At 38.7% G+C, this 24511-nt stretch carries 24 protein-coding genes; 15 read left to right on the top strand and 9 right to left on the bottom strand.

Translation table 11 applies throughout. The features are described from left to right. Nucleotides 1-27: 27 nt before the first annotated feature. A complete protein-coding gene (gene tusA, locus B6258_RS03175; RefSeq protein WP_036933135.1) occupies nucleotides 28-282 on the bottom strand; it encodes a sulfurtransferase TusA in 255 nt (84 codons plus the stop codon). 203 nt (nucleotides 283-485) lie between these two features. Here tusA and B6258_RS03170 point away from each other — a divergent pair, with 203 nt between their 5' ends. The 3 genes from B6258_RS03170 (at nucleotide 486) to B6258_RS03160 (ending at nucleotide 3833) form a co-directional block, all read left to right on the top strand. Continuing rightward, nucleotides 486-1160 (top strand): 7-cyano-7-deazaguanine/7-aminomethyl-7-deazaguanine transporter, encoded by a 675-nt coding sequence (locus tag B6258_RS03170; RefSeq protein WP_099074056.1) that lies wholly within the window; start codon nucleotides 486-488, stop codon nucleotides 1158-1160. Nucleotides 1161-1525: 365 nt separating this feature from the next. After that, complete coding sequence (locus tag B6258_RS03165) at nucleotides 1526-2629, top strand: glycerol dehydrogenase (RefSeq protein ID WP_099074055.1); 1104 nt, start codon at nucleotides 1526-1528, stop codon at nucleotides 2627-2629. 58 nt (nucleotides 2630-2687) lie between these two features. Further along, entirely contained in the window at nucleotides 2688-3833 is a 1146-nt protein-coding gene (locus B6258_RS03160; protein ID WP_099074054.1) for a phosphoenolpyruvate-utilizing N-terminal domain-containing protein, read from the top strand. Nucleotides 3834-4012: 179 nt separating this feature from the next. On the opposite strand, the gene glpC is transcribed toward B6258_RS03160, so the two are convergent. From glpC to glpA, 3 genes are read right to left on the bottom strand one after another with little or no spacing between them, the layout of a single operon-like run. Then, nucleotides 4013-5206 (bottom strand): anaerobic glycerol-3-phosphate dehydrogenase subunit GlpC, encoded by a 1194-nt coding sequence (gene glpC / locus B6258_RS03155; protein WP_088493856.1) that lies wholly within the window; start codon nucleotides 5204-5206, stop codon nucleotides 4013-4015. Further along, on the bottom strand, nucleotides 5203-6510 hold the full coding sequence (glpB, locus tag B6258_RS03150; RefSeq protein ID WP_099074053.1) for a glycerol-3-phosphate dehydrogenase subunit GlpB: 1308 nt from the start codon (nucleotides 6508-6510) through the stop codon (nucleotides 5203-5205). Before glpB ends, glpC begins: the two co-directional genes overlap by 4 nt. Further along, complete coding sequence (glpA, locus tag B6258_RS03145; RefSeq protein ID WP_171455253.1) at nucleotides 6500-8158, bottom strand: anaerobic glycerol-3-phosphate dehydrogenase subunit A; 1659 nt, start codon at nucleotides 8156-8158, stop codon at nucleotides 6500-6502. The genes glpB and glpA overlap by 11 nt, the downstream gene beginning before the upstream one ends. 380 nt (nucleotides 8159-8538) lie before the next feature. Between glpA and glpT the strand changes: the two genes are divergently transcribed. The 6 genes from glpT (at nucleotide 8539) to B6258_RS03115 (ending at nucleotide 14260) form a co-directional block, all read left to right on the top strand. Then, nucleotides 8539-9891 carry a glycerol-3-phosphate transporter gene (glpT, locus tag B6258_RS03140; protein WP_099074052.1) on the top strand — a complete coding sequence of 451 codons (1353 nt, stop codon included), beginning with the start codon at nucleotides 8539-8541 and terminating at the stop codon, nucleotides 9889-9891. Between the two features lie 135 nt (nucleotides 9892-10026). After that, nucleotides 10027-11106: a glycerophosphodiester phosphodiesterase gene (glpQ, locus tag B6258_RS03135; protein ID WP_099074051.1), complete on the top strand. Its 1080-nt coding sequence runs from the start codon at nucleotides 10027-10029 to the stop codon at nucleotides 11104-11106. A 540-nt stretch (nucleotides 11107-11646) separates the two neighbouring features. Further along, nucleotides 11647-12204, top strand: coding sequence for a LemA family protein (locus tag B6258_RS03130; protein WP_099074050.1), 558 nt, complete (start codon nucleotides 11647-11649; stop codon nucleotides 12202-12204). Between the two features lie 21 nt (nucleotides 12205-12225). Further along, on the top strand, nucleotides 12226-13299 hold the full coding sequence (locus B6258_RS03125; protein ID WP_099074049.1) for a hypothetical protein: 1074 nt from the start codon (nucleotides 12226-12228) through the stop codon (nucleotides 13297-13299). Nucleotides 13300-13373: 74 nt separating this feature from the next. Then, nucleotides 13374-13850 carry a LemA family protein gene (locus tag B6258_RS03120; RefSeq protein WP_240531512.1) on the top strand — a complete coding sequence of 159 codons (477 nt, stop codon included), beginning with the start codon at nucleotides 13374-13376 and terminating at the stop codon, nucleotides 13848-13850. Further along, nucleotides 13847-14260 (top strand): hypothetical protein, encoded by a 414-nt coding sequence (locus B6258_RS03115; RefSeq protein ID WP_099074047.1) that lies wholly within the window; start codon nucleotides 13847-13849, stop codon nucleotides 14258-14260. Before B6258_RS03120 ends, B6258_RS03115 begins: the two co-directional genes overlap by 4 nt. 45 nt (nucleotides 14261-14305) lie before the next feature. Here the strand turns inward: B6258_RS03115 and epmA are convergent, their stop codons facing one another. Continuing rightward, a complete protein-coding gene (gene epmA, locus B6258_RS03110) occupies nucleotides 14306-15283 on the bottom strand; it encodes an elongation factor P--(R)-beta-lysine ligase (protein WP_099074046.1) in 978 nt (325 codons plus the stop codon). Nucleotides 15284-16227: 944 nt separating this feature from the next. Between epmA and frdA the strand changes: the two genes are divergently transcribed. Genes frdA through frdD form a run of 4 tightly spaced genes read left to right on the top strand, consistent with a single transcriptional unit; the run spans nucleotide 16228 to nucleotide 19535 of the window. Next, on the top strand, nucleotides 16228-18024 hold the full coding sequence (gene frdA, locus B6258_RS03105; RefSeq protein ID WP_099074045.1) for a fumarate reductase (quinol) flavoprotein subunit: 1797 nt from the start codon (nucleotides 16228-16230) through the stop codon (nucleotides 18022-18024). Beyond that, nucleotides 18017-18754: a succinate dehydrogenase/fumarate reductase iron-sulfur subunit gene (locus tag B6258_RS03100; protein WP_099074044.1), complete on the top strand. Its 738-nt coding sequence runs from the start codon at nucleotides 18017-18019 to the stop codon at nucleotides 18752-18754. Before frdA ends, B6258_RS03100 begins: the two co-directional genes overlap by 8 nt. 14 nt (nucleotides 18755-18768) lie before the next feature. Continuing rightward, a complete protein-coding gene (gene frdC / locus B6258_RS03095; protein WP_088493866.1) occupies nucleotides 18769-19161 on the top strand; it encodes a fumarate reductase subunit FrdC in 393 nt (130 codons plus the stop codon). 14 nt (nucleotides 19162-19175) lie between these two features. After that, nucleotides 19176-19535: a fumarate reductase subunit FrdD gene (gene frdD, locus B6258_RS03090; RefSeq protein WP_088493867.1), complete on the top strand. Its 360-nt coding sequence runs from the start codon at nucleotides 19176-19178 to the stop codon at nucleotides 19533-19535. 86 nt (nucleotides 19536-19621) lie between these two features. On the opposite strand, the gene sugE is transcribed toward frdD, so the two are convergent. The 4 genes from sugE to hydN all read right to left on the bottom strand — a co-directional run bounded on the left by sugE (nucleotide 19622) and on the right by hydN (nucleotide 21396). Then, complete coding sequence (gene sugE, locus B6258_RS03085) at nucleotides 19622-19936, bottom strand: quaternary ammonium compound efflux SMR transporter SugE (protein ID WP_099074043.1); 315 nt, start codon at nucleotides 19934-19936, stop codon at nucleotides 19622-19624. A 189-nt stretch (nucleotides 19937-20125) separates the two neighbouring features. Next, nucleotides 20126-20416: a hydrogenase maturation factor HybG gene (gene hybG / locus B6258_RS03080; protein WP_036933156.1), complete on the bottom strand. Its 291-nt coding sequence runs from the start codon at nucleotides 20414-20416 to the stop codon at nucleotides 20126-20128. Nucleotides 20417-20424: 8 nt separating this feature from the next. Beyond that, nucleotides 20425-20766: a hydrogenase maturation nickel metallochaperone HypA gene (hypA, locus tag B6258_RS03075; RefSeq protein ID WP_069368214.1), complete on the bottom strand. Its 342-nt coding sequence runs from the start codon at nucleotides 20764-20766 to the stop codon at nucleotides 20425-20427. Nucleotides 20767-20838: 72 nt separating this feature from the next. Further along, entirely contained in the window at nucleotides 20839-21396 is a 558-nt protein-coding gene (hydN, locus tag B6258_RS03070) for an electron transport protein HydN (protein ID WP_099074042.1), read from the bottom strand. A gap of 404 nt (nucleotides 21397-21800) precedes the next feature. Between hydN and B6258_RS03065 the strand changes: the two genes are divergently transcribed. Then, entirely contained in the window at nucleotides 21801-23414 is a 1614-nt protein-coding gene (locus B6258_RS03065; protein ID WP_099074041.1) for a sigma 54-interacting transcriptional regulator, read from the top strand. A 170-nt stretch (nucleotides 23415-23584) separates the two neighbouring features. Then, nucleotides 23585-24490, top strand: coding sequence for a 2OG-Fe dioxygenase family protein (locus B6258_RS03060; protein ID WP_099074040.1), 906 nt, complete (start codon nucleotides 23585-23587; stop codon nucleotides 24488-24490). Nucleotides 24491-24511: the final 21 nt, after the last annotated feature.

Here is a 24511-nt window from a genome sequence, read left to right as displayed (position 1 = left end):
GAAGTTAAGCAACATTTACAGTATAAATTACAAATTGCTCTCTTTTTTACGAATAAGATAGCGATAAGGTGCAGATTGCGTCTCTTGATTTAATAAATCATGTTCCATAAAGCGACAAAAGCCAGGAATATCACGCACTGTGGCCGGATCATCAGCAATCACTAATAATGTCTCACCTAATGCCATATTTCTTATGGTTTTACGTACTAACATCACAGGCTCAGGGCAACGTAGTCCTAGCGTATCTAATGTCTTAGTTGCATCATCAAATTGAGCATTCATTCTATTAACCATTCTTCTTACACTGACAGATTGCGTTATTATATCTCGCTTTCGTGTTCACATCACGGCACATTAAGCACAAAGGTACCCCTAACCTTTGCTTTTGTTGCGCAACAGGCGTATTATGCGCATCCTCTCATTATAAGAGAGAAATCACTGTTTTATTGGGTTCCCTCACCCCAATCACTAAAAAGGTACAATTTATGTATACGTTTACTCCCCGCCAAAAAGCGGTGGCGCTGTTATGGCTTTCTTTGTTCCACATCCTGATAATTACCTCTAGTAACTATCTTGTGCAATTGCCTATTTCCATTTTTGGTTTCCACACCACTTGGGGTGCCTTTACCTTTCCGTTTATTTTTCTGGCAACAGATTTAACGGTTCGTATTTATGGCGCACCACTTGCCAGACGCATTATTACCGCCGTTATGCTACCTGCATTAGCGATTTCTTACCTGATCTCAACGCTCTTTTTCCAAGGAAGTTGGCAGGGTTTTGCCTCATTAGCTGATTTTAATATCATGGTGGCAAGAATTGCGACAGCAAGCTTTATGGCTTATGTGTTAGGTCAAATCATGGATGTGTCTGTCTTTAATCGTTTAAGACAACAGCAAAAATGGTGGGTAGCACCAAGTGCCGCGATGTTCTTTGGTAATTTACTCGACACTCTCGCATTCTTCTTTATTGCATTTTATCGTAGTACTGACGCATTTATGGCAGAGAATTGGGTTGAAATTGCATTAGTTGACTACGTGTTTAAATTGACCATTTGTATGCTGTTTTTCTTGCCTGCTTATGGTGTTTTATTGAATTTTATTTTGCGTCACTTTTTCGCACAAGAAAATCAAAAACAAGATTATGCTGAAATTCACTCATAATCCGCCTCACCTCGCAAAAAAATAGTGAAATTAATGCCATAATTCAAATAATAAAGCTTCATAAGCCAATTTTATGAAGCTTTACTCTGATTGAGATTATTTGTTGTTTTATGCAAATATTTCGCATAGCAATTAATTAGCATGATTAGTTAAATAACTCACGAAATATGACTTAAATATCAGTATTAGGATGTTTTTCACATGCTAATATAAAAGTCCTTAATTATTTACAATAAATTATTTTATTCATCCATTAAACTGTTAATGTATTCTTAGAACATCTCCATATTGTTATATGTCAGTTGGGATGACGAGTCTCACCATAAGGATTTTTTACTCTCTTTTGCGAATAGTAGGAGTCTATTATGTTAAAAGTTATTCAATCCCCCGCTAAATATATTCAAGGGCCAGACGCACTATATCATATTGGTAAATACGCGAAGCCTTTTGGTGATAGAGCACTGATTATTGCCGACAAATTTGTTATGGAACTCGTTGGTAGTACCGTTAAAGATAGCATGTCTCAGTATGAAGTTAATGGGCACTTTGAACTTTTTAATGGTGAATGCACACACAACGAAATCAATCGATTATCTGAACTAGCAAAAGCACAAGCCTCTCTTGTGATCATCGGCGTTGGTGGTGGTAAAACACTTGATACTGCCAAAGCTGTTGCTTATAAATGCCAGCTTCCTGTCGTCATCTCCCCAACCATTGCTTCTACTGATGCACCAACAAGCGCACTTTCTGTGATTTATACTGAATTAGGCGCATTTGATAGTTACCTTTTCTACCCAACAAATCCTGACGTTGTCGTGATGGACACAAATATCATCGCTTCTGCGCCGGCTCGTTTATTAGTAGCAGGAATGGGGGATGCTTTAGCAACCTATTTCGAAGCAAGAGCCTGTAGTCATGCCCAAAAACAGACCATGGCAGGCGGCAAATCAACACTTGCCGCCCTAGCTCTGGCTGAACTTTGCTATAACACCCTTTTAGAAGATGGCTATAAAGCAAAACTCGCCGTAAGCCGGGGGGTTTGTACAACGGCGGTAGAAAATATTATTGAAGCTAATACTTTCTTAAGTGGTATCGGTTTTGAAAGTGCGGGTCTTGCGGCTGCCCATGCCATTCATAATGGATTTACGGCACTAGAAGAGTGTCACAACATGTATCATGGTGAAAAAGTCGCCTTTGGTACGTTAGTCCAATTAGTGTTAGAAAACAGTCCATTAGAAGAGTTAGAAGAGTTCCTTGATTTCTGTATTCTCGTCGGGCTGCCTGTCACTTTAGAAGAGTTAGGTATCAATGCAACAGGCGATGAATTAAATGAAAAAATCATGGCGGTTGCTGAGCTAAGTTGTGCTGAAGGTGAGACAATTTACAACATGCCATTTGATGTCGATTCCGATAAAGTTTATGCCGCGATTTTAACTGCCGACCAATTAGGACGGGAATGGCTTTATTAAAGTCTGAGTAAACAGGGAGTGTTTATCTCCCTGTTTGCATTTACAAAAAAGGTGCTTTATGGTCAGTATCGTATTAGTTTCAAAGAGCCTTACGCTCGCCAATGGTATCAAAGAGCTCGTTAATCAGACTGTAGATCGCCAAGTAAAAATTGCCATTGCAACCAACTATCAAACACCGTCTGATCTTGCTAGTGAAGTGTCACCAAAAACGATACTCACAGCAATTAAAAAGTGCTATAGCAAACAAGGTGTACTCGTTTTACTCGATACTTATCATTCAGCACAAAATGCCGCACTCGCCATCGCTAATCTTGAACATAACATTGCCACTCACGTCGCGTTAAGTTCGGCACCGATTGTTGAAGGTACTTTGGCGGCTGCCAATAGCATTGCCCTAGGCGCTTCACTTGAAGAAGCAGAAAAAGCGGCGCATAAAACCATTACAATTAAAAAACTGCAATTAGGCGAAAATCTCCCTAACTTTAATATTCATCCTAAAAACACAAATTACGAACCAGTCAGAATTATCACCGCACCTGTTTGGCTATACCCTTATCATCGTTTCGTGATCCCTCGTAAAAAAATATCCTCTCATTTATTACTGGAAGAGCAAAAACGTCTCGTGAAAGCCATGGAGCGCGCCAAAAAAGATATAGACGGGTTAACTGAAGAAGCCTATCGCAAGATTGGAGAACAATATGCCCATATTTTTTCTAGTCACCGCTTCTTATTAGAAAATACTGAATTGCAACTGACGGTATGTGGCATGATAAGCAAACATCACTGTAATGCCGAATTTGCCTTACAGCAGACATTTATTGATTTAATAGATACTTATGCGCAAATGGATGATGATAATATGCGTGCCCGTGAAAGTGATTTAGATGATATTTTATCTCGGTTACTACGTTATTTAACCGCTGCACCTCCACCAATCACACATCCTCCATATACAAACGCAATTCTGGTGACAAAGCAGCTTCATCCCTCCACATTAATGACTCTTGATACCAACAAGATCAAAGGAATTTTATTAAGTCATGGTAACCCACTGTCGAATACAACCGTATTAGCCAATGCATTAGATATTCCAATTATTAACGAGGCGGGAAAACAAGCGCATTCGCTGACTGACGGGCAAAATATTACACTTAAAAAAGTCCAAAATATTTGGCTTTATCAAAACACCTATATCTCTCATTAAAAATGAAAGTATTAAATAACCTCTGAACCACAGTATCAGGTTATTTAATTTCCTTACTATCTTATATTTCATCTCTTTTTTGCTAAAAATAAAAAAAGGGAATAAAAGATCCTCTTTTATTCCCTAGCTGCTTGTTATCTTAGTAATCAATTACTTTTTTATTATCTAATAGGCAATACTTATAATGCTCTTGCCAATAAACTAATGGGGTGTTCACATTTTTTCGTCGTTGACATCTCAATTTGCCATTTACAGGTTTCACAGTCTGTGATCACCAAATCACAGCCACTCTCTTCAATTTGGCGGAATAAGCCCGCACCAATGCCTTGAGCAACATCGTAGTTTTCAGATTTAAAACCGTAAGTTCCGGCAATACCACAGCATTGAGAATCTAAAACAATGACCTCAACACCTGGGATACGTTTAATTAAATCAATGGAATAGGCTGTCCAACCCATTTTTTCCATATGGCAAGGCGTGTGATACGCCACTTTTAATGGAGTGTGTTTCAGTGGTAATTCACGACCTTCTTCTAATAAGCGATAAATATAACGTGTTGCTAATTCAATATTTTCACGTACTTTTGATGTATCAACATCAAGGATATGTTCATACTCATCACGAATAGTGAAAGTACAGGTTGATGATGTTGCAACCACAGGAATATTGTTTTCAACAATTTTTTCTGTCAGAGATTCAAGGTTTACAGCAGCTTGTTTTTTAGCTTGTTTAACAAAACCATTCGCGATTAATGCAACACCACAGCATTTTTCACGTTTTAATAACTGAACACCAATCTCCATTTTGTTGAATACTTTAACTAAATCTTTCCCTAATTGTGGGTGGTTATAGTTAGCGTAACAACCATGGAAGAAGGCAACTTGATCTTTAAAACGCGCCTGCTCTTCAACTTGTTTTTTCATCCATGTTCTAAATGTACCAAAAGAGTATTTTGGTAATTCACGACGATGGTCGATTTTAAGTGCTTTATCCAAGATCTTACGTACAGGTTTTAATCCTGTGATGGTGTTTACTATCGGCGCCATTGGCGTTGATAATGTGCCCATTAGATCCGTATGACTTAAAATAGCATCACGAAGTTTGGGTGTTTTTGTATTGTAGTTCAGTTTCGCACGCGAAATGATGTCACCAATCTTCACATCTGACGGACAAGCAACTTCACAACGCTTACAATTGGTGCAATATTTCAATGCTTCATCATAAAGCATTGGATCTTTTAAGCGTAAACGCTCACCATCAGGGCCGGCTTGTTTAGGGCCTGGATAAAGTGGATTTACTTTTGCAACAGGGCAGTAAGTTGTACAAACAGTACACTTAATGCACGCTTCAAAACTGTTATCATGTAAACTCATTGTGCTGCCTCCACAACCGCAGATGTGGTCTGTTCTGATTTATTGTGCTGTAAAATTTGTTGCGCTGCATAAAGTGCGCTGATCATTGAAACACCTGCGCCACAACCTTCATTAAGAGGGTCAAACCCACCTAATACAGCACCTACGGCGTAAACATTCTCTAAGACTTCGCCATATTTCATCGGTCTTAATTGGCTATCTGTATCAACACCAAATCGCATATAAGGCTGTTTTGCAAAGACATTCACTTGTGTCCACTCATTACGCGGTAATGCCTCTAGCAAATCAAGTTCCATCAAGGGTTCATAGACACGATCAAACTCTGCAATTAACCCATTATTGAAGAAACTGCCTGTTGCTAATACAACATGTTCACTACGAATAGGAATGTCAGTATGGTTTCGAGTATGAATACCTGTAACTTTATTACCCATTAAATCAACTTGCTCTACACGATCGCCCGGCATGATTAAACCGCCAGCTTTTTGGAAACGCAGTTTTAATGCTTGATGTAAACGAATACCTAATAGTGATGGTGGCAATGTCGGTAATAAACAGATAGGTTTACCGACAAGTTGTTGAAGTAGCGTCACAGGATCTTCAGCATCCAGCCCAATACATGCAGGTAAAATAACCGCTTCAACACTATCATCGATATGCTTTTTCAGCTCTTCCGCTAACGCTTTAGTGTTTTCAGGCTTATCTAAATAGCGCGCAATATTGACGGCTCTAAATTCACTTGGATTATCACGCAATCTGTCTAATAACGGTAAGTGAATATGATAAGGAATAGACTCAACACCTTGCTCATTCAACGTACTGCTTGCAAATTGTGGCTGAAAATCTAAGAAGCCTTCAATGCCAACAACAGCCAGTTTTTTCCATGGCAACGCTTGATCAACACCATGAGTTGGTACACGTTTTGGACTCATCCAACTCATACGTGAACGCCCAACAGGTGTAATACGATAATGGTTTTCATCACCATTACCTTGGTATTCAAGACCTTTAGTACTTGATAATAATGCTTGAGCCTGTTCAATTAAGGTTGAAACTTGAGTTTCCCCCATACGGCTATAAGGATGTTTCGGCGCAAGCTCAGCCAATGCTGCCAACGCTTTTTTAGGTTGAGTCACTAACGAACCATCAGGAAGGTGAGTTAATAGATCTAGCGACCCTGATGAAAAATGTAGTGCGCTTTGACCATTACTGATAATTGCGCAAGACTTACCGGCTTCAGCAAGACGAATACCTGCGGTTAAACCTGCAAGCCCGCTACCTATAATGATGACGTCAAATTTCATTATCTGCCTCCGCTGAAGCTGTTTTTTCAATCATATCAGCATCTAAACCACATAAACCTTGGTAAACCCAACTGGTAAATTCACTCTCACGCAACGCATTACCCCAAGCAATTGGTCGAATACCTTTCCAACGCTCATTTAAGAAATGGGCAAGCTGTTGTTCTGATTCGTGAGGAGTAGTGACTTGCAAACGGTTTAATAAACCCGCAGCACGACAAGCACAAAGTTCACCTTGGCATGTTCCCATCCCCACGCGAGTACGGCGGCGCAAATCAAGTAAGTTATTGACAGTTAAAGAGTTAACAGCGTAGCGAACTTCCCCCGCAGTAACGGCTTCACATTCACAGACTAAACTCTTATCGCTACGTTCATTGCTCAATAATTTATTGGCTAAATCACCATGGCGATAAACCGCAGAGCCACGAATTGGCGCAGGCAATGAAACAACGCTACGTAATGCTTGCTCTGCAGATTGGCGAGAGCCCGGTAAGGCTTCTTCTGCCGTTGTACATTTAGCAGAGACATTTAATTTTTCGCAGATTTTATCTGTTGCCCATTCAGCCATTAAACGGTAAGTCATTAATTTACCGCCAGTAATAGTAATAAAGCCTTCTAATCCATCACGCTGCGCATGGTCGAGTAAAACAATACCACGGCTAACATTACGGCCAGAGGGATCATCATCACTGGCAACTAAAGGACGTACACCAGCATAAGCACGTAAAATTCGAGTTTGAGCCAGTTTTGGCGCTAACATTGAACCTTCACGAATAAGAATATCGACTTCTTCAGGAGTGACATACATATTGTCGATTTCATCGTAAGGTACTCGTGTGGATGTTGTACCAATCAATGAAATGGTATCGCCAGGCACTAAAATATCGGCATCTGCGGGTTTACGACAGCGGTTGATCACCATATTGTTAATACGATGACCCAAAATTAACAACGCGCCTTTGGCTGGGAACATACGTACTTTTAACTCGCCATATTCAGCGATTTTTTGCCCCCAAATTCCCCCTGCATTTGCCACTATTTGGGCGCGAATTTCATACAGTTTTTTCGCTTGATGATCGTAAACTTTCACGCCTTTAACACGATCACCTTCGCGAATAAGTCCAACGACTTCATGATAAGTCAGTACTTGAGCACCATGTTCGCGGGCATCTAACATATTTGCGGCCGTTAAACGAAAAGGATCGACAGTACCATCTGGCACTTTAACCGCGCCGATTAAATTTGGGTTAACAGATGGCTCTAAGCGAATAGCTTCTTCGGGTGAAATCGCTTGAGCATCAATACCTGCGGCTTGGCAAGATTGAATAAAGGTCTGTTGAAACTCTAAAGAATCTTCAGGAAGGGTAATAAAAAGGCCATCCGTTTTTTCAACACAATGACGAGCGACCCGTTTTAAAATCATGTTTTCTTCAATACACTCACGCGCTGACTCTGGGTCTGTTACTGCATAACGCGCACCACTGTGTAACAATCCATGATTTCGACCGGTTGCCCCGGTTGCAATATCATGTCTTTCTAGCAGGACGCAACGTAATCCACGGCGTGCACAGTCTCTTGCCATGCCTGCACCGGTTGCTCCCCCGCCAATAATAATGACATCAGTTTCTGTCACTGGTGAACCGCTCATCATAGAGATGCCCTCTCACATTACATTCAGCAAACGCTTAATTATTCTTTAGCGTTAATTATAGTGTATAAGATACACAAAAAATGTGGTTAATGTTTGATAATGAGCAAAAACGAAAGAGAAACGCTCACGAGTGAAAAATTAAAACCACATCTGTGATACTAATCACAAATTATTTAACAAAAAGTATTTGATAAAGTTAACATATCACTCAAAATTACACATCTTGAAAAATTATTCGACAACTGAGTAATACCTCACAGTAAATTTGATTGTATAAGTTTACTATTAAGTTCGTTAAAGAAAATTTTTTGATATTTTCACTGTTCGTTTTGTCATTATTTAATATCAACATATTAAAATAAAAGCCATCGGAGGCTAATATGTTAAGTCTGTTTAGACCTGCGCCACATAAAGCGCGTTTGCCAAAAGAGCAGATAGATCCTGTCTATCGTCGTCTGCGTTGGCAGATCTTTATGGGGATTTTCTTCGGTTACGCTGCTTATTATTTAGTAAGAAAAAACTTTGCGTTAGCAATGCCTTATCTTGTAGAAGAAGGGTTTTCTAAAGGTGACCTAGGTTTTGCTCTATCAGGGATCTCGATTGCTTACGGTTTCTCTAAGTTTATCATGGGTTCGTTCTCTGACCGTGCTAACCCGCGTTATTTCTTACCAGCAGGTCTTATTTTAGCGTCCCTAGTGATGCTATTTATGGGCTTTGTACCATGGGCAACTTCGAGCATTATGGTAATGTTCGTTCTGTTGTTCCTTTGTGGTTGGTTCCAAGGTATGGGTTGGCCTCCTTGTGGACGTACCATGGTGCACTGGTGGTCACAAAAAGAACGTGGCGGTATCGTTTCTATTTGGAACTGTGCGCATAACGTCGGTGGTGGTTTACCTCCATTACTGTTCTTATTAGGTATGGCGTGGTTTAACGACTGGAAAGCCGCGTTATATATGCCAGCATTTGCAGCAATTTTAGTTGCTATGATTGCATTCGCATTAATGCGTGATACACCACAATCTTGTGGTCTTCCACCAATTGAAGAATACAAAAACGACTATCCACCTGATTATAAAGAAACAGACGAGCAAGAACTGACTGCAAAAGAAATCTTTATGAAGTATGTGTTCCCTAACAAACTTCTGTGGATGATTGCAATTGCGAACGTGTTCGTTTACTTACTGCGTTACGGCGTGCTGGACTGGTCACCAACTTATCTGCGTGAAGTAAAAGACTTCGCAATGGATAAATCATCATGGGCTTACTTCTTATACGAATACGCGGGTATTCCGGGCACACTGCTGTGTGGTTGGATGTCAGATAAAGTGTTCAAAGGTAACCGTGGTGCAACTGGTGTGTTCTTCATGACCTTAGTCACTATCGCCACTATCGTATTCTGGATGAACCCAGCGGGTAACCCGAATGTTGATATGGCATGTATGTTAATCATCGGTTTCTTAATCTACGGTCCTGTTATGTTGATTGGTCTGCATGCTCTTGAGCTTGCACCGAAAAAAGCAGCAGGTACAGCAGCAGGCTTTACTGGTCTATTCGGTTACTTAGGTGGCTCTGTTGCGGCGAGTGCTATCGTAGGTTATACCGTTGACTACTTCGGTTGGGATGGCGGCTTTATGGTCATGATCGGCGGTAGTGCACTGTCTGTTGTGTTATTACTTATCGTGATGGTTACTGAAACCAAACACAAACGTGAAATGCTTCAGAAGTACGAATAATCGCTAACTGATTATTTATGAAATTCGTTAAATCTCATCTCTAAAAACCAAGCCACATCAACTGTTTTGATGTGGCTTTTTTATTGCCAATTGTACATAACTTTATTGTACGTAGAATTAAAATGGAGCAGCTTTATGAGTACATCTTTTAGAATAAAACCGTTAGTTGCAGGCGTTCTTTTAACTCTATCTTTAAGTGCAATCGCACAAGCGGCAAGTGATAAGGTTGTTATCGCTCACCGTGGTGCAAGTGGTTATTTGCCTGAACATACGCTTCCTGCCAAAGCATTAGCTTATGCCCAAGGCGCAGATTATCTTGAACAAGACTTAGTGATGACCAAAGACAACGAATTAGTTGTTTTACATGACCACTATCTTGATCGTGTGACAGATGTGGCTGATCGTTATCCTAATAGAGCAAGAAAAGATGGTCGTTATTACGCTATCGACTTTACGCTTGAAGAAATTAAAGGACTGAAATTTACGGAAGGTTTCGACATTGTTGACGGTAAAAAAGTCCAAAGTTATCCAAACCGTTTCCCTATGGGTAAATCGGATTTCCGTGTACATACTTTCCAAGAAGAAATTGAATTTATCCAAGGTCTAAACAAGTCAACAGGGCAAGATATTGGTATTTACCCTGAAATTAAAGCACCTTGGTTCCATGAACAAGAAGGTAAAGACATTACCTCTAAAGTGCTCGAAGTGCTTAAACAGTATGGTTATACGAAAAAAACCGACAATGTTTATCTGCAATCATTTGATGCTAACGACCTAAAACGCATCAAAACAGAACTGATGCCCAAAATGGGCATGGATCTAAAACTTGTTCAGTTAATTGCTTATACCGACTGGAATGAGACCTATGAGAAACAACCTGATGGTACATGGACAAACTACAGTTATGAGTGGATGTTCAAGCCCGGTGCAATGAAAGAAATTGCCACTTATGCTGATGGTATTGGCCCTGACTACCACATGTTAGTCGAAGAAAATTCAACACCAGAAAAAATTACCTTAACGGGTATGGCTGCTGATGCTCATGCTAATAAACTGACTATTCATCCGTTTACGGTTCGTGTTGATAAACTGCCTAAATACGCAAAAGATGGTGATCAGCTTTACGATATCATTTATAACCAAGCGGGTGCTGAGGGTGTCTTTACTGACTTCCCAGATTTAGGCGTTAAATTCTTACAAAAACAAGCGAAATAACTCGTCGCATTCTAGTTGCACCTTAAATAACTCAAGGTGCAACTTGAAGTATAACAAGTCGATACTCTAAATAATTCAAGGTGCAACTTGAAATATAACAAGTCGATACTCTAAATAATTCAAGGTGCAACTTGAAATATAACAAGTCGATACTCTAAATAATTCAAGGTGCAGCTAGGCGACAAATGAATGAGATGCTAGGAGCATACATAAGTATGTGACTAGTACGAATGAATGTAGTCAACAACGCTGCAACTTGAAGTATGACGAGTATATAAGTATGTGACTAGAACGAATGAATATAGTCAACAACGCTGCAACTTGAAGTATGACGAGTATATAAGTATGTGACTAGTACGAATGAATGTAGTCAACAACGCTGCAACTTGAAGTATGACGAGTATCCTAGATATTTGCGCCCTTTCTGATTGTATATTCCTTCATCTTTCTCTAACTTATTCTCATAATTTAATTAAAAACCATAATCACTTTTTAATTTAGCTATCATTATTTATTAAATATTGAGAGGAAGGGATCACGATGACAATAATGGCGATTATTTTACTTGTTCTTATCGTTCTTTTTATTGGTTGGGGAATTTCAATTTACAACCGTCTTATTGCGACACGCAATCAAGTCAGCAATCAGTTTGCGAATATTGACGTTATTTTAAAACAAAGAGCTGACCAAATTCCTCAATTAATGGCGATAGCTGAAAAAGCAATGGAGCACGAAAAAAGTGTATTTATTGCATTAAGTGACGCAAGACAACGCTATTTCAAAGCACAAAATATTAATGAAAAAATCAGCGCAACAAATGAGATGAATACAGCACTGCGAGGTATGATTGCCCTTGCTGAAAATTATCCGACGTTAATTTCAGGTGAACAATTAGCACTACTTCAAACAGGCGTTAGTGATGTAGAAAATAAAATTGCACAACGTCGTGAAGGGTTTAATGATGCAACCACCAACTACAACACCGCAATAGAGATGTTTCCTGATAGCTTAATTGCTGGCCTTTTCCGCTTTGAACGTATGCAATTGCTAGAAATACCAAAAGAAGAAATGAAATTTGAAGGTATTCATTTTAAATAACCTTATCAAGGATAAATTGCAGTGTTAATTTATTTTTTTATTGGCTGTTCTGTGGGCGCATTAATCTATTTTTTACGCAGCAAACGCCCTCAAAAAAAGAAGAACAGCTTGAGTATTGTTCCCTTTTTAGGGATCGCGTTTTCTGCTGGAAACTATCTGTTTTTTTCGCGAGAAAATAACCTTTATCCTAGTGGTGAAGACTCTGTTGTTAATCTTATCTCCGGTATTGCATTCGCTGTTATTTTGCTATTTGCATATGGCATTTCAAACCATATTGCGAATATCGGTGAAAAAGCGATAAAAAATTATCATCAATTGCAAAATGAAGGAACCTCTAAATTTGCAGCACTTATCAACACGGTATTTATTAGCCTTTTACTACTCTGTTTAAGCTTTGGCTTGTTTATTGACCAACGATTGTTCTTTTTAAGTTTCGTTTTAATGTTCGTTTACCAAATCGTCAAAAGAACACCTGAAAAACGTTTCTTACGCTTTCAAAAAATTCTAGCGACATCTAAGATCCGCTCTTTGGCCATTGGGCTTGTTGAAATTGAAGGCAAGATAACTGCAGGGAAAATCTTAAATAGTCGATTAGGTAAAAAAGAGTGTTATGGCTACTTCTATTATGAATATTCCATATCCACAGATAAAGAAGGCAAGAAAAGCTATCACCAAACACGCTGTGAAAAAAAGATCACTAACTTCACGATGACGGATGATACTGGCTCAATCCAAGTGCTCGCGGAAGATACCCCTTTTATTCACTTAGGTATCAAGCCTCATCAAGATTTTGAATCTAACAGTAAACGTTTTAAAGAGTATATTTTAGATACGAATACAACTTATTTGCTGATTGGCAATGCAGAGTCTATTAATGGCACAGTGGTTATCACGCGCAAAGAACCTCATTACCTACTGGGTTTATCGCCACAAGATTATATTGTTAGTTGGAACAAAGCACGTCCTTTTCGTCGTAATGCGACCATCATCGTTATCACTGCTCTTTTTGTTATCTTTTCCATTTTAGTGATACCGATGGAATATCAAGATGGCATTCTAACGCTTTATTTTAATAACACTTCTCTTCCTTGGTAATCGACTATATGGAATGGCTTATTTTCATCATTTTTATTCTCACCTTGGTGTATTTTTTTATACGCCAGTTAGTAATGATTTATAATAATATGGTGATGCTAAAAAATAATTGCTATAAAGCATTTGCTAATATTGATGTTTTATTAAAAAAACAAGTCGCTCTGATCCCAATGCTGACTGCAATAACACAAAAAGCAATGGAACATGAAAAAGTATTATTTAAACAACTTGCTGAAAATAGAAATGGTTATTTACAGGCTCTGGCGTTGAATGAAAAAATTCACCTAGCCAATCAGCTATTTCCACAATTAAAAACATCACTAATCATTGCTGAAAAATACCCTGAGCTTATCAGTGGAAAAAACTTACACCTATTACAAGTGCAAGCGAAAGAATTAGAAGAATGCATAGCTGACAGGCGAGAATTCTTCAATCAATCTGTCACTCTCTATAATACTGAAATACGTATTTTTCCTAATGTGTTGTTTGCGCTTATTTTTAAATTTAAAGATATCCCTCTTTTTTACCCTAGTAGGGAGGCAATATCATGATAGAAATTCCCTTTTCTTTTTTTGGTATAACGGATTGGTTTCTAAGCTTTAATGAACCTATCTCGATTATTATGTTTGCCACATTTGGCGTGCTGTTCTCTATGGCCATTATTTTGCCTTTAATCAGCATCACCCCTTTAAAAAAATATATGTCACAAATTGCGGGAGGATTATTTAGCTCGATATTTGTCAGCTTAATGGTCTTAATTAGCTTTCATTTAATGCTGGGTGTTAGTTCTGCATTGAAGCTACTCTTAATTTGGTGGGTTATTTTATTTTCGTGTATTACGTTTTGGTTTATTAATTATCGCTATATGAAAGACGTAACCGGGGATAAGTTTGCGAAGTTTCAAGAAAAAGCCCTTGAAGCGGAAGAAAAACGAAGACAAAACCCAAAATCCAAAAAATAAAAGAGAGCCTAGGCTCTCTCTTTTAATCTTCATTGATAGATGAAGTTATGCTCTATAAACAGGAAATGCAATTACATCGCTAATACGCTCTAAACCAAGAGCCAGCATAATAAGGCGATCAACCCCTAAAGCGACACCAGAACACTCTGGTAATCCTGCTTCGAGAGCAGCTAAAAAGCGCTCATCAATAGGTTGTTCTGGTAATCCCATTGCTACTCGCTGACGATTATCACGTTCAAAGCGATGACGTTGCTCTTGTGCATCCGTCAACTCACGAAATCCGTTCGCTAACTCAACCCCTTTAAAATAGACTTCAAAACGCTCTGCGACACGATGATCTTCAGAGCTGATCTCAGCTAATGAGGCTTGTGACGCAGGGAAATGGTAAATAAAGGTTGGTTTCTCTAAACCGATATGAGGTTCAACTCCAGAAACAAATAGCAACTGAAGTAGCGTATCTTTATCTTCTTCAGTATCTGCAATATTTGATAAATCCAGTTTTGCAGCCACTTCACGCAATTTTTCTTTATCAACAGATAAAGGGTCAATATCGAGATAACGTAAAAATGCTTGTTGATAAGAAAGTGACTCCGATGCTTCACAATCTAACACTTCTTGTAGTAGATCATCGACTTCATTCATCAACCGGTACATATCAAAACAAGGGCGATACCACTCTAGCATCGTAAATTCCGGATTATGATATCTACCGGCTTCCTCATTACGGAAGCAACGCCCCATTTGATAAATCGGCCCACTGTTTGCGGCTAATAAACGCTTCATGTGGTATTCAGGGCTTGTCATCAAATAAAGTTTTAGCCCTTGAGAAGCACCTGGCCCCACAAATTGGGTTTCAAATGGGTAAAGATGAACATCGGTAACGGTAGCCTGGCTCATCATCGGTGTCTCAACTTCTAACACACCACGATCAGTGAAAAAACGCCTAATATTACTGACTATTTTCGCCTTTTTTAGTAAGTTGGCGATTGAGGCGCTTGGCTGCCAATCCGCGATTTCACTCATGAACGAAAAACTCCAACAGAAAACAAAGCGTGCAGTTTACTCGCATCCTCTTCAACAGACAAATTTCTCCCAATAAAGAGGGATTTCATTTTATATTTTTTCACTGATCTTTTCTTTTTTTAAGTAAAAACACATAAGACAAATAAATACAATTCTACAAAACATCTACTTTTTGGCACTTTTTATTGTTTAAATAAACACCAGCTTAGAGTCGGAAACGCTGTGATTTTTCACTATTTTTATAATAAGAGTTAATTGGAATAATTCTTTTTCTCAATTACAAATAACAATAAACTAACACTATCCTTATATTTAAATAGCCAAACTCATCTAAATGCCAAAGTTAACTTTCTATTTAAATTTACCGTATTTGATGAGTATTAAAAACCTTTAGAAATATTATTAATATTTTATTAACAATTAACAAGACAAACCGATTTGTTTTAGATAAATAGTAAAAAATTTATTTTGATTTTTAGAATTGGTTTTTATTAATTTAAATTAAACTCAAGAAAGCTAAAAAGATTTACCCTTTAAAATCAACATTTAATAAAAAATCATTGTCATTTTCAATTAAAGTTATCTATACTTTCGAAACAGGTTATTCATTACTATTTATAAATTTTCAATTTAGAAAAATATATTCTATTTGATCTTCAAGTTTCTCTGGTCGCTTATTAGTTAAACCCAGAATTCTTGGTGTGGATCACACTTTTTTTGCGAAATACGGGAAAACCATCATTCATATCAAATTTCGGTGCCCTACATTTCGTTATACTAAAATTACAGTCAATGATAATAAAGATGTTATCAAGCGCAGTCACAAGGCAGTGAAACAATTTCGTTACGGATAGCGTAAAAAAATAGCATTACAAATTAATAATGTCAGTGAATTGAATTCTAGACAATTATTCCAATTTTCACTTGAACAATGGAGAAGCGCAGTGCAAACCTTTAATGCCGATATAGCGATAATCGGAGCCGGGGGCGCAGGCTTACGAGCAGCAATAGCTGCAGCGGAAGCGAATCCTCAACTGAAAATTGCTCTGATCTCAAAAGTTTACCCAATGCGTAGCCACACCGTGGCAGCAGAAGGCGGATCAGCAGCAGTGACTCAGGCTCACGACTCCTATGATTTCCACTTCAATGATACCGTTTCAGGCGGTGACTGGTTGTGTGAACAGGATGTCGTAGATTACTTCGTTGAGCATTGTCCAACAGAGATGACTCAACTAGAACTCTGGGGCTGTCCTTGGAGCCGTAAAGAAGACGGGTCAGTCAACGTCCGACGTTTTGGTGGGATGAAGATCGAACGGACCTGGTTCGCAGCCGATAAAACCGGCTTCCATATGCTACATACCCTGTTCCAAACATCCTTAAAATACCCACAAATTCAACGTTTCGACGAACACTTTGTTCTCGATATCCTTGTTGATGAAGGTCACGCTCGCGGTCTTGTTGCAATTAACATGATGGAAGGTACGAAAGTTCAAATTCGTGCTAATGCAGTCATTATGGCAACGGGTGGTGCAGGACGTGTTTATCGTTTCAATACCAATGGCGGTATTGTTACTGGTGATGGTATGGGTATCGCTTTACGTCATGGCGTTCCACTGCGTGATATGGAGTTTGTTCAATATCACCCAACTGGCCTACCAGGTTCAGGTATCCTGATGACCGAAGGTTGTCGTGGTGAAGGTGGTATTCTGGTCAATAAAGATGGCTATCGTTATCTGCAAGATTACGGCCTAGGACCAGAAACACCATTAGGTAAACCAGAAAATAAATACATGGAATTAGGTCCTCGCGATAAAGTTTCTCAAGCTTTCTGGCATGAGTGGCGCGCTGGTCGTACCATCAAAACTCACCGTGGTGACGTTGTTCATCTTGACTTACGTCATCTGGGTGCGAAAAAACTTCATGAACGTCTGCCATTTATTTGTGAACTGGCAAAAGCGTATGTGGGTGTTGACCCAGTTAATGAACCAATCCCTGTTCGCCCTACTGCTCACTACACTATGGGTGGTATCGAAACTAACCAACAAACTGAGACTCGTATTAAAGGTCTGTTTGCGGTGGGTGAATGTTCATCTGTTGGCTTACACGGCGCTAACCGTTTAGGTTCTAACTCACTGGCAGAGCTGGTTGTATTCGGTCGTCTTGCAGGTGAAGAAGCGGTTCGTTGTGTACAAGAAGCAGCACCAGCTAACGCAACAGCGCTAGATGCTCGTACTCGTGATATCGAAAATGGCCTGAAAAATCTGATGAACCAAAAAGGTTCTGAAAGCTGGTCACAAATTCGCGATGAAATGGGTGAATCAATGGAAGAAGGTTGCGGTATCTATCGTACACCTGAATTAATGCAAAAAACCATTGATAAACTGGCTGAATTAAAAGAACGTTTCAAACGCGTTGAAATTAAAGACACCAGTAGCGTCTTTAATACAGATTTACTGTACAAAATTGAGCTTGGCTTTGGTTTAGATGTCGCTGAATGTATGGCGCATTCCGCAATCAATCGTAAAGAGTCTCGTGGTGCACACCAACGTCTTGACGAAGGTTGTACTGAGCGTGATGACGTGAACTTCCTGAAACATACTCTGGCGTTCTATAACCCAGAAGGTGCTCCTCGTTTAGAATATAGCGATGTGAAGATCACTAAATCTGCTCCTGCTAAACGTGTCTATGGTGGTGAAGCGACTGCACAAGACAAGCAGAATAAGGAGAAAGCGAATGGCTGATGACATGAAGCACATTAAAATGGAAGTCATGCGCTATAACCCAGAAACGGACGAAGCGCCTTATTTCGTGACTTATGATGTTCCTTATGATGAGCAAACCTCATTACTGGACGCATTGGGTTATATTAAAGACAATTTAGCGCCTGATCTTTCTTATCGTTGGTCTTGCCGTATGGCGATTTGTGGCTCTTGCGGCATGATGGTCAACAAAGTGCCTAAATTGGCTTGTAAAACCTTTATTCGTGAATATCCAGACGGTGTAAGAGTTGAAGCACTGGGTAACTTCCCAGTTGAGCGTGACCTCGTTGTCGATATGACTCACTTTATTGAAAGCTTAGAAGCGATTAAGCCTTATATCATCGGTAATGATCGTAAGCCTTCAGAAGGGACGAATAAACAGACTCCTGCTCAAATGGCGAAATATCACCAATTCTCTGGTTGTATCAACTGTGGTCTTTGCTATGCAGCATGTCCGCAGTTTGGTCTAAACCCAGAATTTATTGGCCCAGCAGCGATTACATTAGCTCAACGTTACAACACAGATAGTCGCGACCATGGGGCAAAAGAGCGTATGCCTCAGTTAAATGGTGAGAACGGTGTCTGGTCTTGTACCTTTGTTGGCTACTGTTCTGAAGTCTGTCCAAAACATGTGGATCCTGCTGCCGCTATTCAGCAAGGTAAAGCAGCCAGTGCGCAAGACTTTGTCATTGCCATGCTGAAACCACGTTAAGGAGGAAACAAGACATGACAACAAAACGTAAGCCTTATGTTCGTGGCATGCAACCAAACTGGTGGACGAAACTTGGATTCTATCGTTTCTATATCACCCGTGAAGGAACTTGTCTTCCACAACTTTGGTTCAGTCTGGTTGTACTGTTTGGTGTATTCGCACTGAAAAATGGACCAGAAAGTTGGGCAGGTTTCGTTGGATTCCTGAGCAATCCAATTGTAATGCTGATTAACATTGTGACCCTTATTGCAACCGTCTTCCACTCTGCGACTTGGTTCAAGCTAGCGCCAAAAGCCGTGGTTATCGTTGTGAAAGATGAAAAAATGCCACAAGAACCTATCGTTCGTGGTTTCTGGGGTGTCACTATCGTTGTTACTGCCGCTATTCTGGCAGTGGCGTTAATTTAACCCAGGAGGAAATAATGAATCAGAATCAACTTCCTAAGCGCTCTGATGAACCTATTTTCTGGGGATTATTTGGTGCAGGTGGTATGTGGAGTGCGATTGTTTCTCCAGCAATCATCATCCTGCTCGGTATCCTAATCCCTATGGGAATTGCGCCAGAAGCATTTACTTATGAACGTATTATGGCATTTAGCCAAAGCATCATTGGTCGTCTGTTCTTACTGCTAATGATTGTTCTGCCAGTTTGGTGTGCATTACACCGTATTCACCATACTCTGCACGATTTTAAAGTGCATGTACCTGCAAGCAAGTGGGTATTCTATGGTGGTGCAGCAATTATCAGCGTTATCGCTATCATTGGTGTATTTACACTGTAATTGATTAATACGTAAAGATTAAAAGCCACTCAAATGAACTGGGATCAGTTCACAATGAGTGGCTTTTTTATACCTGACATTCAGGCTTAACTCGCCAATTTCAGCCCGATAATGCCAAAAATAATCATCGCTAAACTCAGTAAACGATAGATATTGGCAGACTCACCAAAAACCAAAATACCAAAGATTGCCGTACCGACAGCACCAATACCTGTCCAAATTGCATAGGCGGTGCCTGCTGGTAAGCCTTTCATGGCATAAGACAACATGCCCATGCTCACAATCATGGCACTAATGGTAATAACACTGGGTGTTAAACGCGTAAAACCGTGTGTGTACTTAAGACCGACAGCCCAAACGATTTCTAATAAACCCGCGATAAACAGAATGATCCAAGACATAAACTTCCCCTACTTAATAAGTTGGGGTCGTCCCCTGAATAACAAAGACAAAAAACTGGGTCGTCCCAGCTTTCGAAAGATGAAAGTGTAGAGCGTGTTGATCTTTTCTGCTTGTTTTTACAGCAAGAAAAGGTCAACACGCTCTAGTATAAGAAAAAGAAATTAATCGTGCAATAGTACAAAACTAACTCAGTTTTTCTTAGGTGCACCCTCTTCACCATACAGAAAAGCAGAGACATCATCTTCCACTTCTCCCATTGCCATCAAAGCATCCAGCGTCTCTTTTGCTTCTTCTTCATTGACGATACTCATAGCAAAGCCAACATGCACCAATACCCATTTGCCAATCATCGTATGAGGCTCACCTTCACAGACTAGCGCAATATTGACTTCTCGTTTAACGCCACAAACATCGACCATTGCGTTTTCAGTGATTGTTTTTCCGACTTCAACAACCTGACCTGGAATACCAAGACACATAACAACCCCTATTCGATCTCTATTTGCTTTATCCGCATTGCATCATCATTTTCAACGCGCAAATTTTGACTACCACAAGATGGGCAACCTGCATTAAAGGTTGAAACAGTAACAACTTGATGACAATCCCAACACCATGCTTTCGCAGGGATAACCTCAATATGTAATTCACAGCCTTGGGCAAGGGTGTCTCTGCAAACAATATCAAAGCAAAATTCAAGAGCACTGACTTCAACACAAGATAATGCGCCAATTTCCATCCATACACTTTTTACTTTTTTTGCATTATTTAATTTAGCTTGAGAATCTATTATCTCAAATGCGCTCTGGCAAAGCGTGATTTCATGCATGTCGATACCTTATTGAAGCAGGATAAATAATAGCAACTATAGTATCAGTACATAGTTGCTTTATTATTGATCTTAAAACAACAATTCAGCACCGGTTTCAAACGCTGCTTTACGACGACGCTCTTTCACCATCTCTTCAAGGGCATCTCTATCAATACACACTAAAGCATGAGTTGGGCAAACTTCGATACATGCAGGGCCCGCTTCACGTTGGTGGCATAAGTCACATTTATTTGCTTCCGCTTTAAATGCTTCAATCGCATTAAGCGCGGTTGATTTTCGCATAACGGGACGAGAAACCACTTCCATCGTGCCATAAGGGCAAGCCAGTACGCAGGTTTTACAGCCGATACATTTTTCCTGATCGACATAGTAATAATCTTTGTTATGAATGATAGCGCCATTCGGGCATACATTGGCACAAGGGGCATCTTCACATTGATGACAAACAACTGCCGTACTGATTGAAAATCCTTTGATCACATGAATGCGAGGTTGAAAATTCTGCTCATTAATTTGGTCAATGGCTAAATTATCTTGATCTGATTGTTGATGTGACACAACACAAGCCACTTCACAAGTATGGCAACCAATACATTTTTTAGGGTCTGCAATGATGAAACGGTTCATCATATTCTCCTGATCTTTGTTATATATAGCCGTTATATATGGCAATAAATGCAACGAGTCATTCTAATTAAGAGTAATAATTAGAGTATCAATAGAATGAATCTAGCACGGTTCATGCCAATATAATTTGGATATAACTATTCCTTATTTTTCAATTAAATAATTTTCAAATAAAAATGATTATTAATTAATAAATAAGTCGCGTCGTCAAATTATTCGACAATTTTGACGATAAAATTAAACGCTATATACTTGATTATATAGTGATTTGATACGTTTATATTCTTAAGTTTCATTACATATACAAAAATAGCGGGTTGGATCAAAAATGATTCAGTCATTGATATAAATTTATTATAAACCTACTACAATATAGCTAATTTTTTAGGGCAATCGGTGGTGTCATGAAATTAAGCAGTAACAATGCTGAAACTATGGAGAGCCTTCGTAATGAGCGTAACCAATATCGAATATTGGTTGATATCACAAATTCTGTATTAGCTCATCTAGACATGGATGGTCTTATTTCTGAAGTCTCTAAAGAAATACATCGTTTTTTTGGACTGAACCATATTAGTCTTATGTTATGCCGTACCTCATCACAAAATAGTAGTGAAGGTATTCTTTATTCTAGTCGTTATCAGACTGGGAAATCTGTCATTCGTCAACAACGTAAATTTAGTAGCGCGAATAACAAAGCCGAAGAAATTATTAATCAGAATAAACCTGTCTTAATTGATATTAATAAAGAAGATCAAGAAGATGTTTTGATTAAGCGTCTAGTTAAGCAAAATATGCAGACGGCTTTGTTATTGCCACTGGCTTTTAATCATAAACCTCTCGGTTTATTAATTTTAGCGCATGAAATAGGAAGCGTTTTTACTAATGATACTTGCCAATTACTTCAACAAATTGCGGCTCGTATTGGTATTGCTATTGAAAATGCGGCAGCTTATGAAGAGATAACGCATTTAAAAGATAGTTTAAAGAATGAAAATATTTGGCTTAATGAACAAATAGATAATAATGCCTGTTTTAGTGAGATTATTTATCAAAGCGATGCTATGCATAATGTGCTCGAACAAATTGAATTAGTGGCACAAAGTGATAGTACTGTTCTTATATTAGGTGAAACTGGAACAGGTAAAGAATTAATTGCACGCGCTATTCATCGTCTAAGTCAGCGAAAAAATAAGACGATGATAAAAATGAACTGTGCGGCAGTACCTTCAGGCCTGTTAGAAAGCGACCTCTTTGGTCACGATAAAGGTGCATTTACAGGTGCAACCAATACACATATTGGCCGATTTGAAATGGCAGATAAAAGTACGCTATTTCTAGATGAAATTGGTGATATGCCGATTGAATTACAACCTAAACTGTTGCGTGTTCTTCAAGAGCGAGAAATAGAAAGGTTAGGTGGTAATAAAGTGATTCCTGTGGATGTCAGACTCATCGCGGCAACCAATAAAGATCTCCATGATTTAACGGATGAAGGTGAGTTTAGAGAAGATCTTTATTATCGTCTGAATGTTTTTCCCATTATTATTCCGCCATTAAGAGAGCGACCTGAAGATATTCCGCTTTTAGCAAAATATTTTACACAAAAAATTGCGCGAAGAATGGATAGAAAAATAGATTGTATTCCAGCTAATGCATTGGAACAATTAACACTTTATCCATGGCCAGGTAATGTGCGTGAACTTGAAAATATTATTGAGCGTGCCGTTATTTTAACCCGAGGATCAACATTAAATCTTCAGTTAAAAGAGTTGCATATCAATAAGCCCTCGCGTTTAAAACAGGTACTGACTCAACCTTCATCTATTGAAAAACGGATGCAAACTAATGCACCAGAAAGTGATGATGAGGAGCGAGAAAGAATAATTCAAGCATTAAGAGAAACCAATGGCGTTGTAGCTGGCGCCAGAGGTGCGGCTTTAAAATTAGGATTAAAACGAACAACGTTATTATCACGGATGCAACGTTTAGGTATTTCAATTCCAGAAATACTTTAAATAAATAATTACTTATTTATTTAAAGAGAGTGTAATTAATTATTACACTCTCTTTTTCCATGTATTTGAAACTTATTCATCTCTATCTATAATCTAAATGATTATATTTTAAAAACTACTCCCCGTTATTAATTATTAATAATATAAACCATCAATGGAGCATATTATATATGAATAGCCTGCTTATAAATAAAATTAGTGAAATAAGAAAAAATTACAAAAATAATAAATATGTCTTTATTCCCCAAAACATTGTCATTGATTTAATAAAAAAATTAGGTGCTGAAGAAAAAGAGATTCATGCACTTATGGAATATGGTGACTATTTAGCGCAAGATCCAACTCTTTCATTTCGTCACACTCGAACAGGACGTTATCTTTTTGATAATGATATAAAAACGATCTCTAGGCTAGAGTATCAACCTTTTGTTCTCACTGAAGAGGATGGATTTATTCGTGAAGACAGTGGCGCACAAAGGCATTTCAGAGCGCTTGATGATCGTTGGCAGAGCAATACGGCTTATCAAGCATTATTAAAATTAAAAATGCTGTTAATTAAAGGTAATACATTTACACCTCGTCACTTAACAGATCAAAATTCACCTAAATCAATATCAACTGTTTTTCATTTAAGATTAATTGCCCAACCCGATTCTTTAAGTGAACTATCAATTGAGGGCGTTCATAAAGATGGCGTTGACCACACCATGATTGTGATGATGAAGAAGAATAACGTTAAAGATAATACAGGTGCTTTACGTGTTCACTCACCGAAAGAAGCGATAGGAACACCTTGGGAAAAAATTGATCCTGAAAATGTGCTTTATGAACACAATAATGCGCAATATCTCGATATTTTATTAATTGCAGATAATGAATTAAATCATAGTGGTACGCCTATTTTTACACATGATAATAAAAATCAGGCTTACCAAGATTTTATCGTTTTACTCTCTCGTTATCCAACGGTTGATTCTCATCCATCACATAAATTTGATTCAATGAATCCGCATCCTGACTTGCCTTTAACACTTTATTTAAATCAGTCCATCGCTGAGTTATGCACAAAACAATAATCTAATAAAAAAACCGAGCTT

The sequence above is a fragment of the Proteus alimentorum genome (assembly GCF_002607735.1).
Taxonomy (GTDB): domain Bacteria; phylum Pseudomonadota; class Gammaproteobacteria; order Enterobacterales; family Enterobacteriaceae; genus Proteus; species Proteus alimentorum.
Note: the sequence above shows the minus strand (reverse complement) of the source record. Positions and strands in the feature narration are given on the sequence as shown.

Excerpts from the sequence above, each read along its gene's own strand:
- tusA (WP_036933135.1), bottom strand. The coding sequence starts at position 282 with ATGAATGCTCAATTTGATGATGCAACTAAGACATTAGATACGCTAGGA.
- B6258_RS03170 (WP_099074056.1), top strand. The coding sequence starts at position 486 with ATGTATACGTTTACTCCCCGCCAAAAAGCGGTGGCGCTGTTATGGCTT.
- B6258_RS03165 (WP_099074055.1), top strand. The coding sequence starts at position 1,526 with ATGTTAAAAGTTATTCAATCCCCCGCTAAATATATTCAAGGGCCAGAC.
- B6258_RS03160 (WP_099074054.1), top strand. The coding sequence starts at position 2,688 with ATGGTCAGTATCGTATTAGTTTCAAAGAGCCTTACGCTCGCCAATGGT.
- glpC (WP_088493856.1), bottom strand. The coding sequence starts at position 5,206 with ATGAGTTTACATGATAACAGTTTTGAAGCGTGCATTAAGTGTACTGTT.
- glpB (WP_099074053.1), bottom strand. The coding sequence starts at position 6,510 with ATGAAATTTGACGTCATCATTATAGGTAGCGGGCTTGCAGGTTTAACC.
- glpA (WP_171455253.1), bottom strand. The coding sequence starts at position 8,158 with ATGATGAGCGGTTCACCAGTGACAGAAACTGATGTCATTATTATTGGC.
- glpT (WP_099074052.1), top strand. The coding sequence starts at position 8,539 with ATGTTAAGTCTGTTTAGACCTGCGCCACATAAAGCGCGTTTGCCAAAA.
- glpQ (WP_099074051.1), top strand. The coding sequence starts at position 10,027 with ATGAGTACATCTTTTAGAATAAAACCGTTAGTTGCAGGCGTTCTTTTA.
- B6258_RS03130 (WP_099074050.1), top strand. The coding sequence starts at position 11,647 with ATGACAATAATGGCGATTATTTTACTTGTTCTTATCGTTCTTTTTATT.
- B6258_RS03120 (WP_240531512.1), top strand. The coding sequence starts at position 13,374 with ATGATTTATAATAATATGGTGATGCTAAAAAATAATTGCTATAAAGCA.
- B6258_RS03115 (WP_099074047.1), top strand. The coding sequence starts at position 13,847 with ATGATAGAAATTCCCTTTTCTTTTTTTGGTATAACGGATTGGTTTCTA.
- epmA (WP_099074046.1), bottom strand. The coding sequence starts at position 15,283 with ATGAGTGAAATCGCGGATTGGCAGCCAAGCGCCTCAATCGCCAACTTA.
- B6258_RS03100 (WP_099074044.1), top strand. The coding sequence starts at position 18,017 with ATGGCTGATGACATGAAGCACATTAAAATGGAAGTCATGCGCTATAAC.
- frdC (WP_088493866.1), top strand. The coding sequence starts at position 18,769 with ATGACAACAAAACGTAAGCCTTATGTTCGTGGCATGCAACCAAACTGG.
- frdD (WP_088493867.1), top strand. The coding sequence starts at position 19,176 with ATGAATCAGAATCAACTTCCTAAGCGCTCTGATGAACCTATTTTCTGG.
- sugE (WP_099074043.1), bottom strand. The coding sequence starts at position 19,936 with ATGTCTTGGATCATTCTGTTTATCGCGGGTTTATTAGAAATCGTTTGG.
- hybG (WP_036933156.1), bottom strand. The coding sequence starts at position 20,416 with ATGTGTCTTGGTATTCCAGGTCAGGTTGTTGAAGTCGGAAAAACAATC.
- hypA (WP_069368214.1), bottom strand. The coding sequence starts at position 20,766 with ATGCATGAAATCACGCTTTGCCAGAGCGCATTTGAGATAATAGATTCT.
- hydN (WP_099074042.1), bottom strand. The coding sequence starts at position 21,396 with ATGAACCGTTTCATCATTGCAGACCCTAAAAAATGTATTGGTTGCCAT.
- B6258_RS03065 (WP_099074041.1), top strand. The coding sequence starts at position 21,801 with ATGAAATTAAGCAGTAACAATGCTGAAACTATGGAGAGCCTTCGTAAT.
- B6258_RS03060 (WP_099074040.1), top strand. The coding sequence starts at position 23,585 with ATGAATAGCCTGCTTATAAATAAAATTAGTGAAATAAGAAAAAATTAC.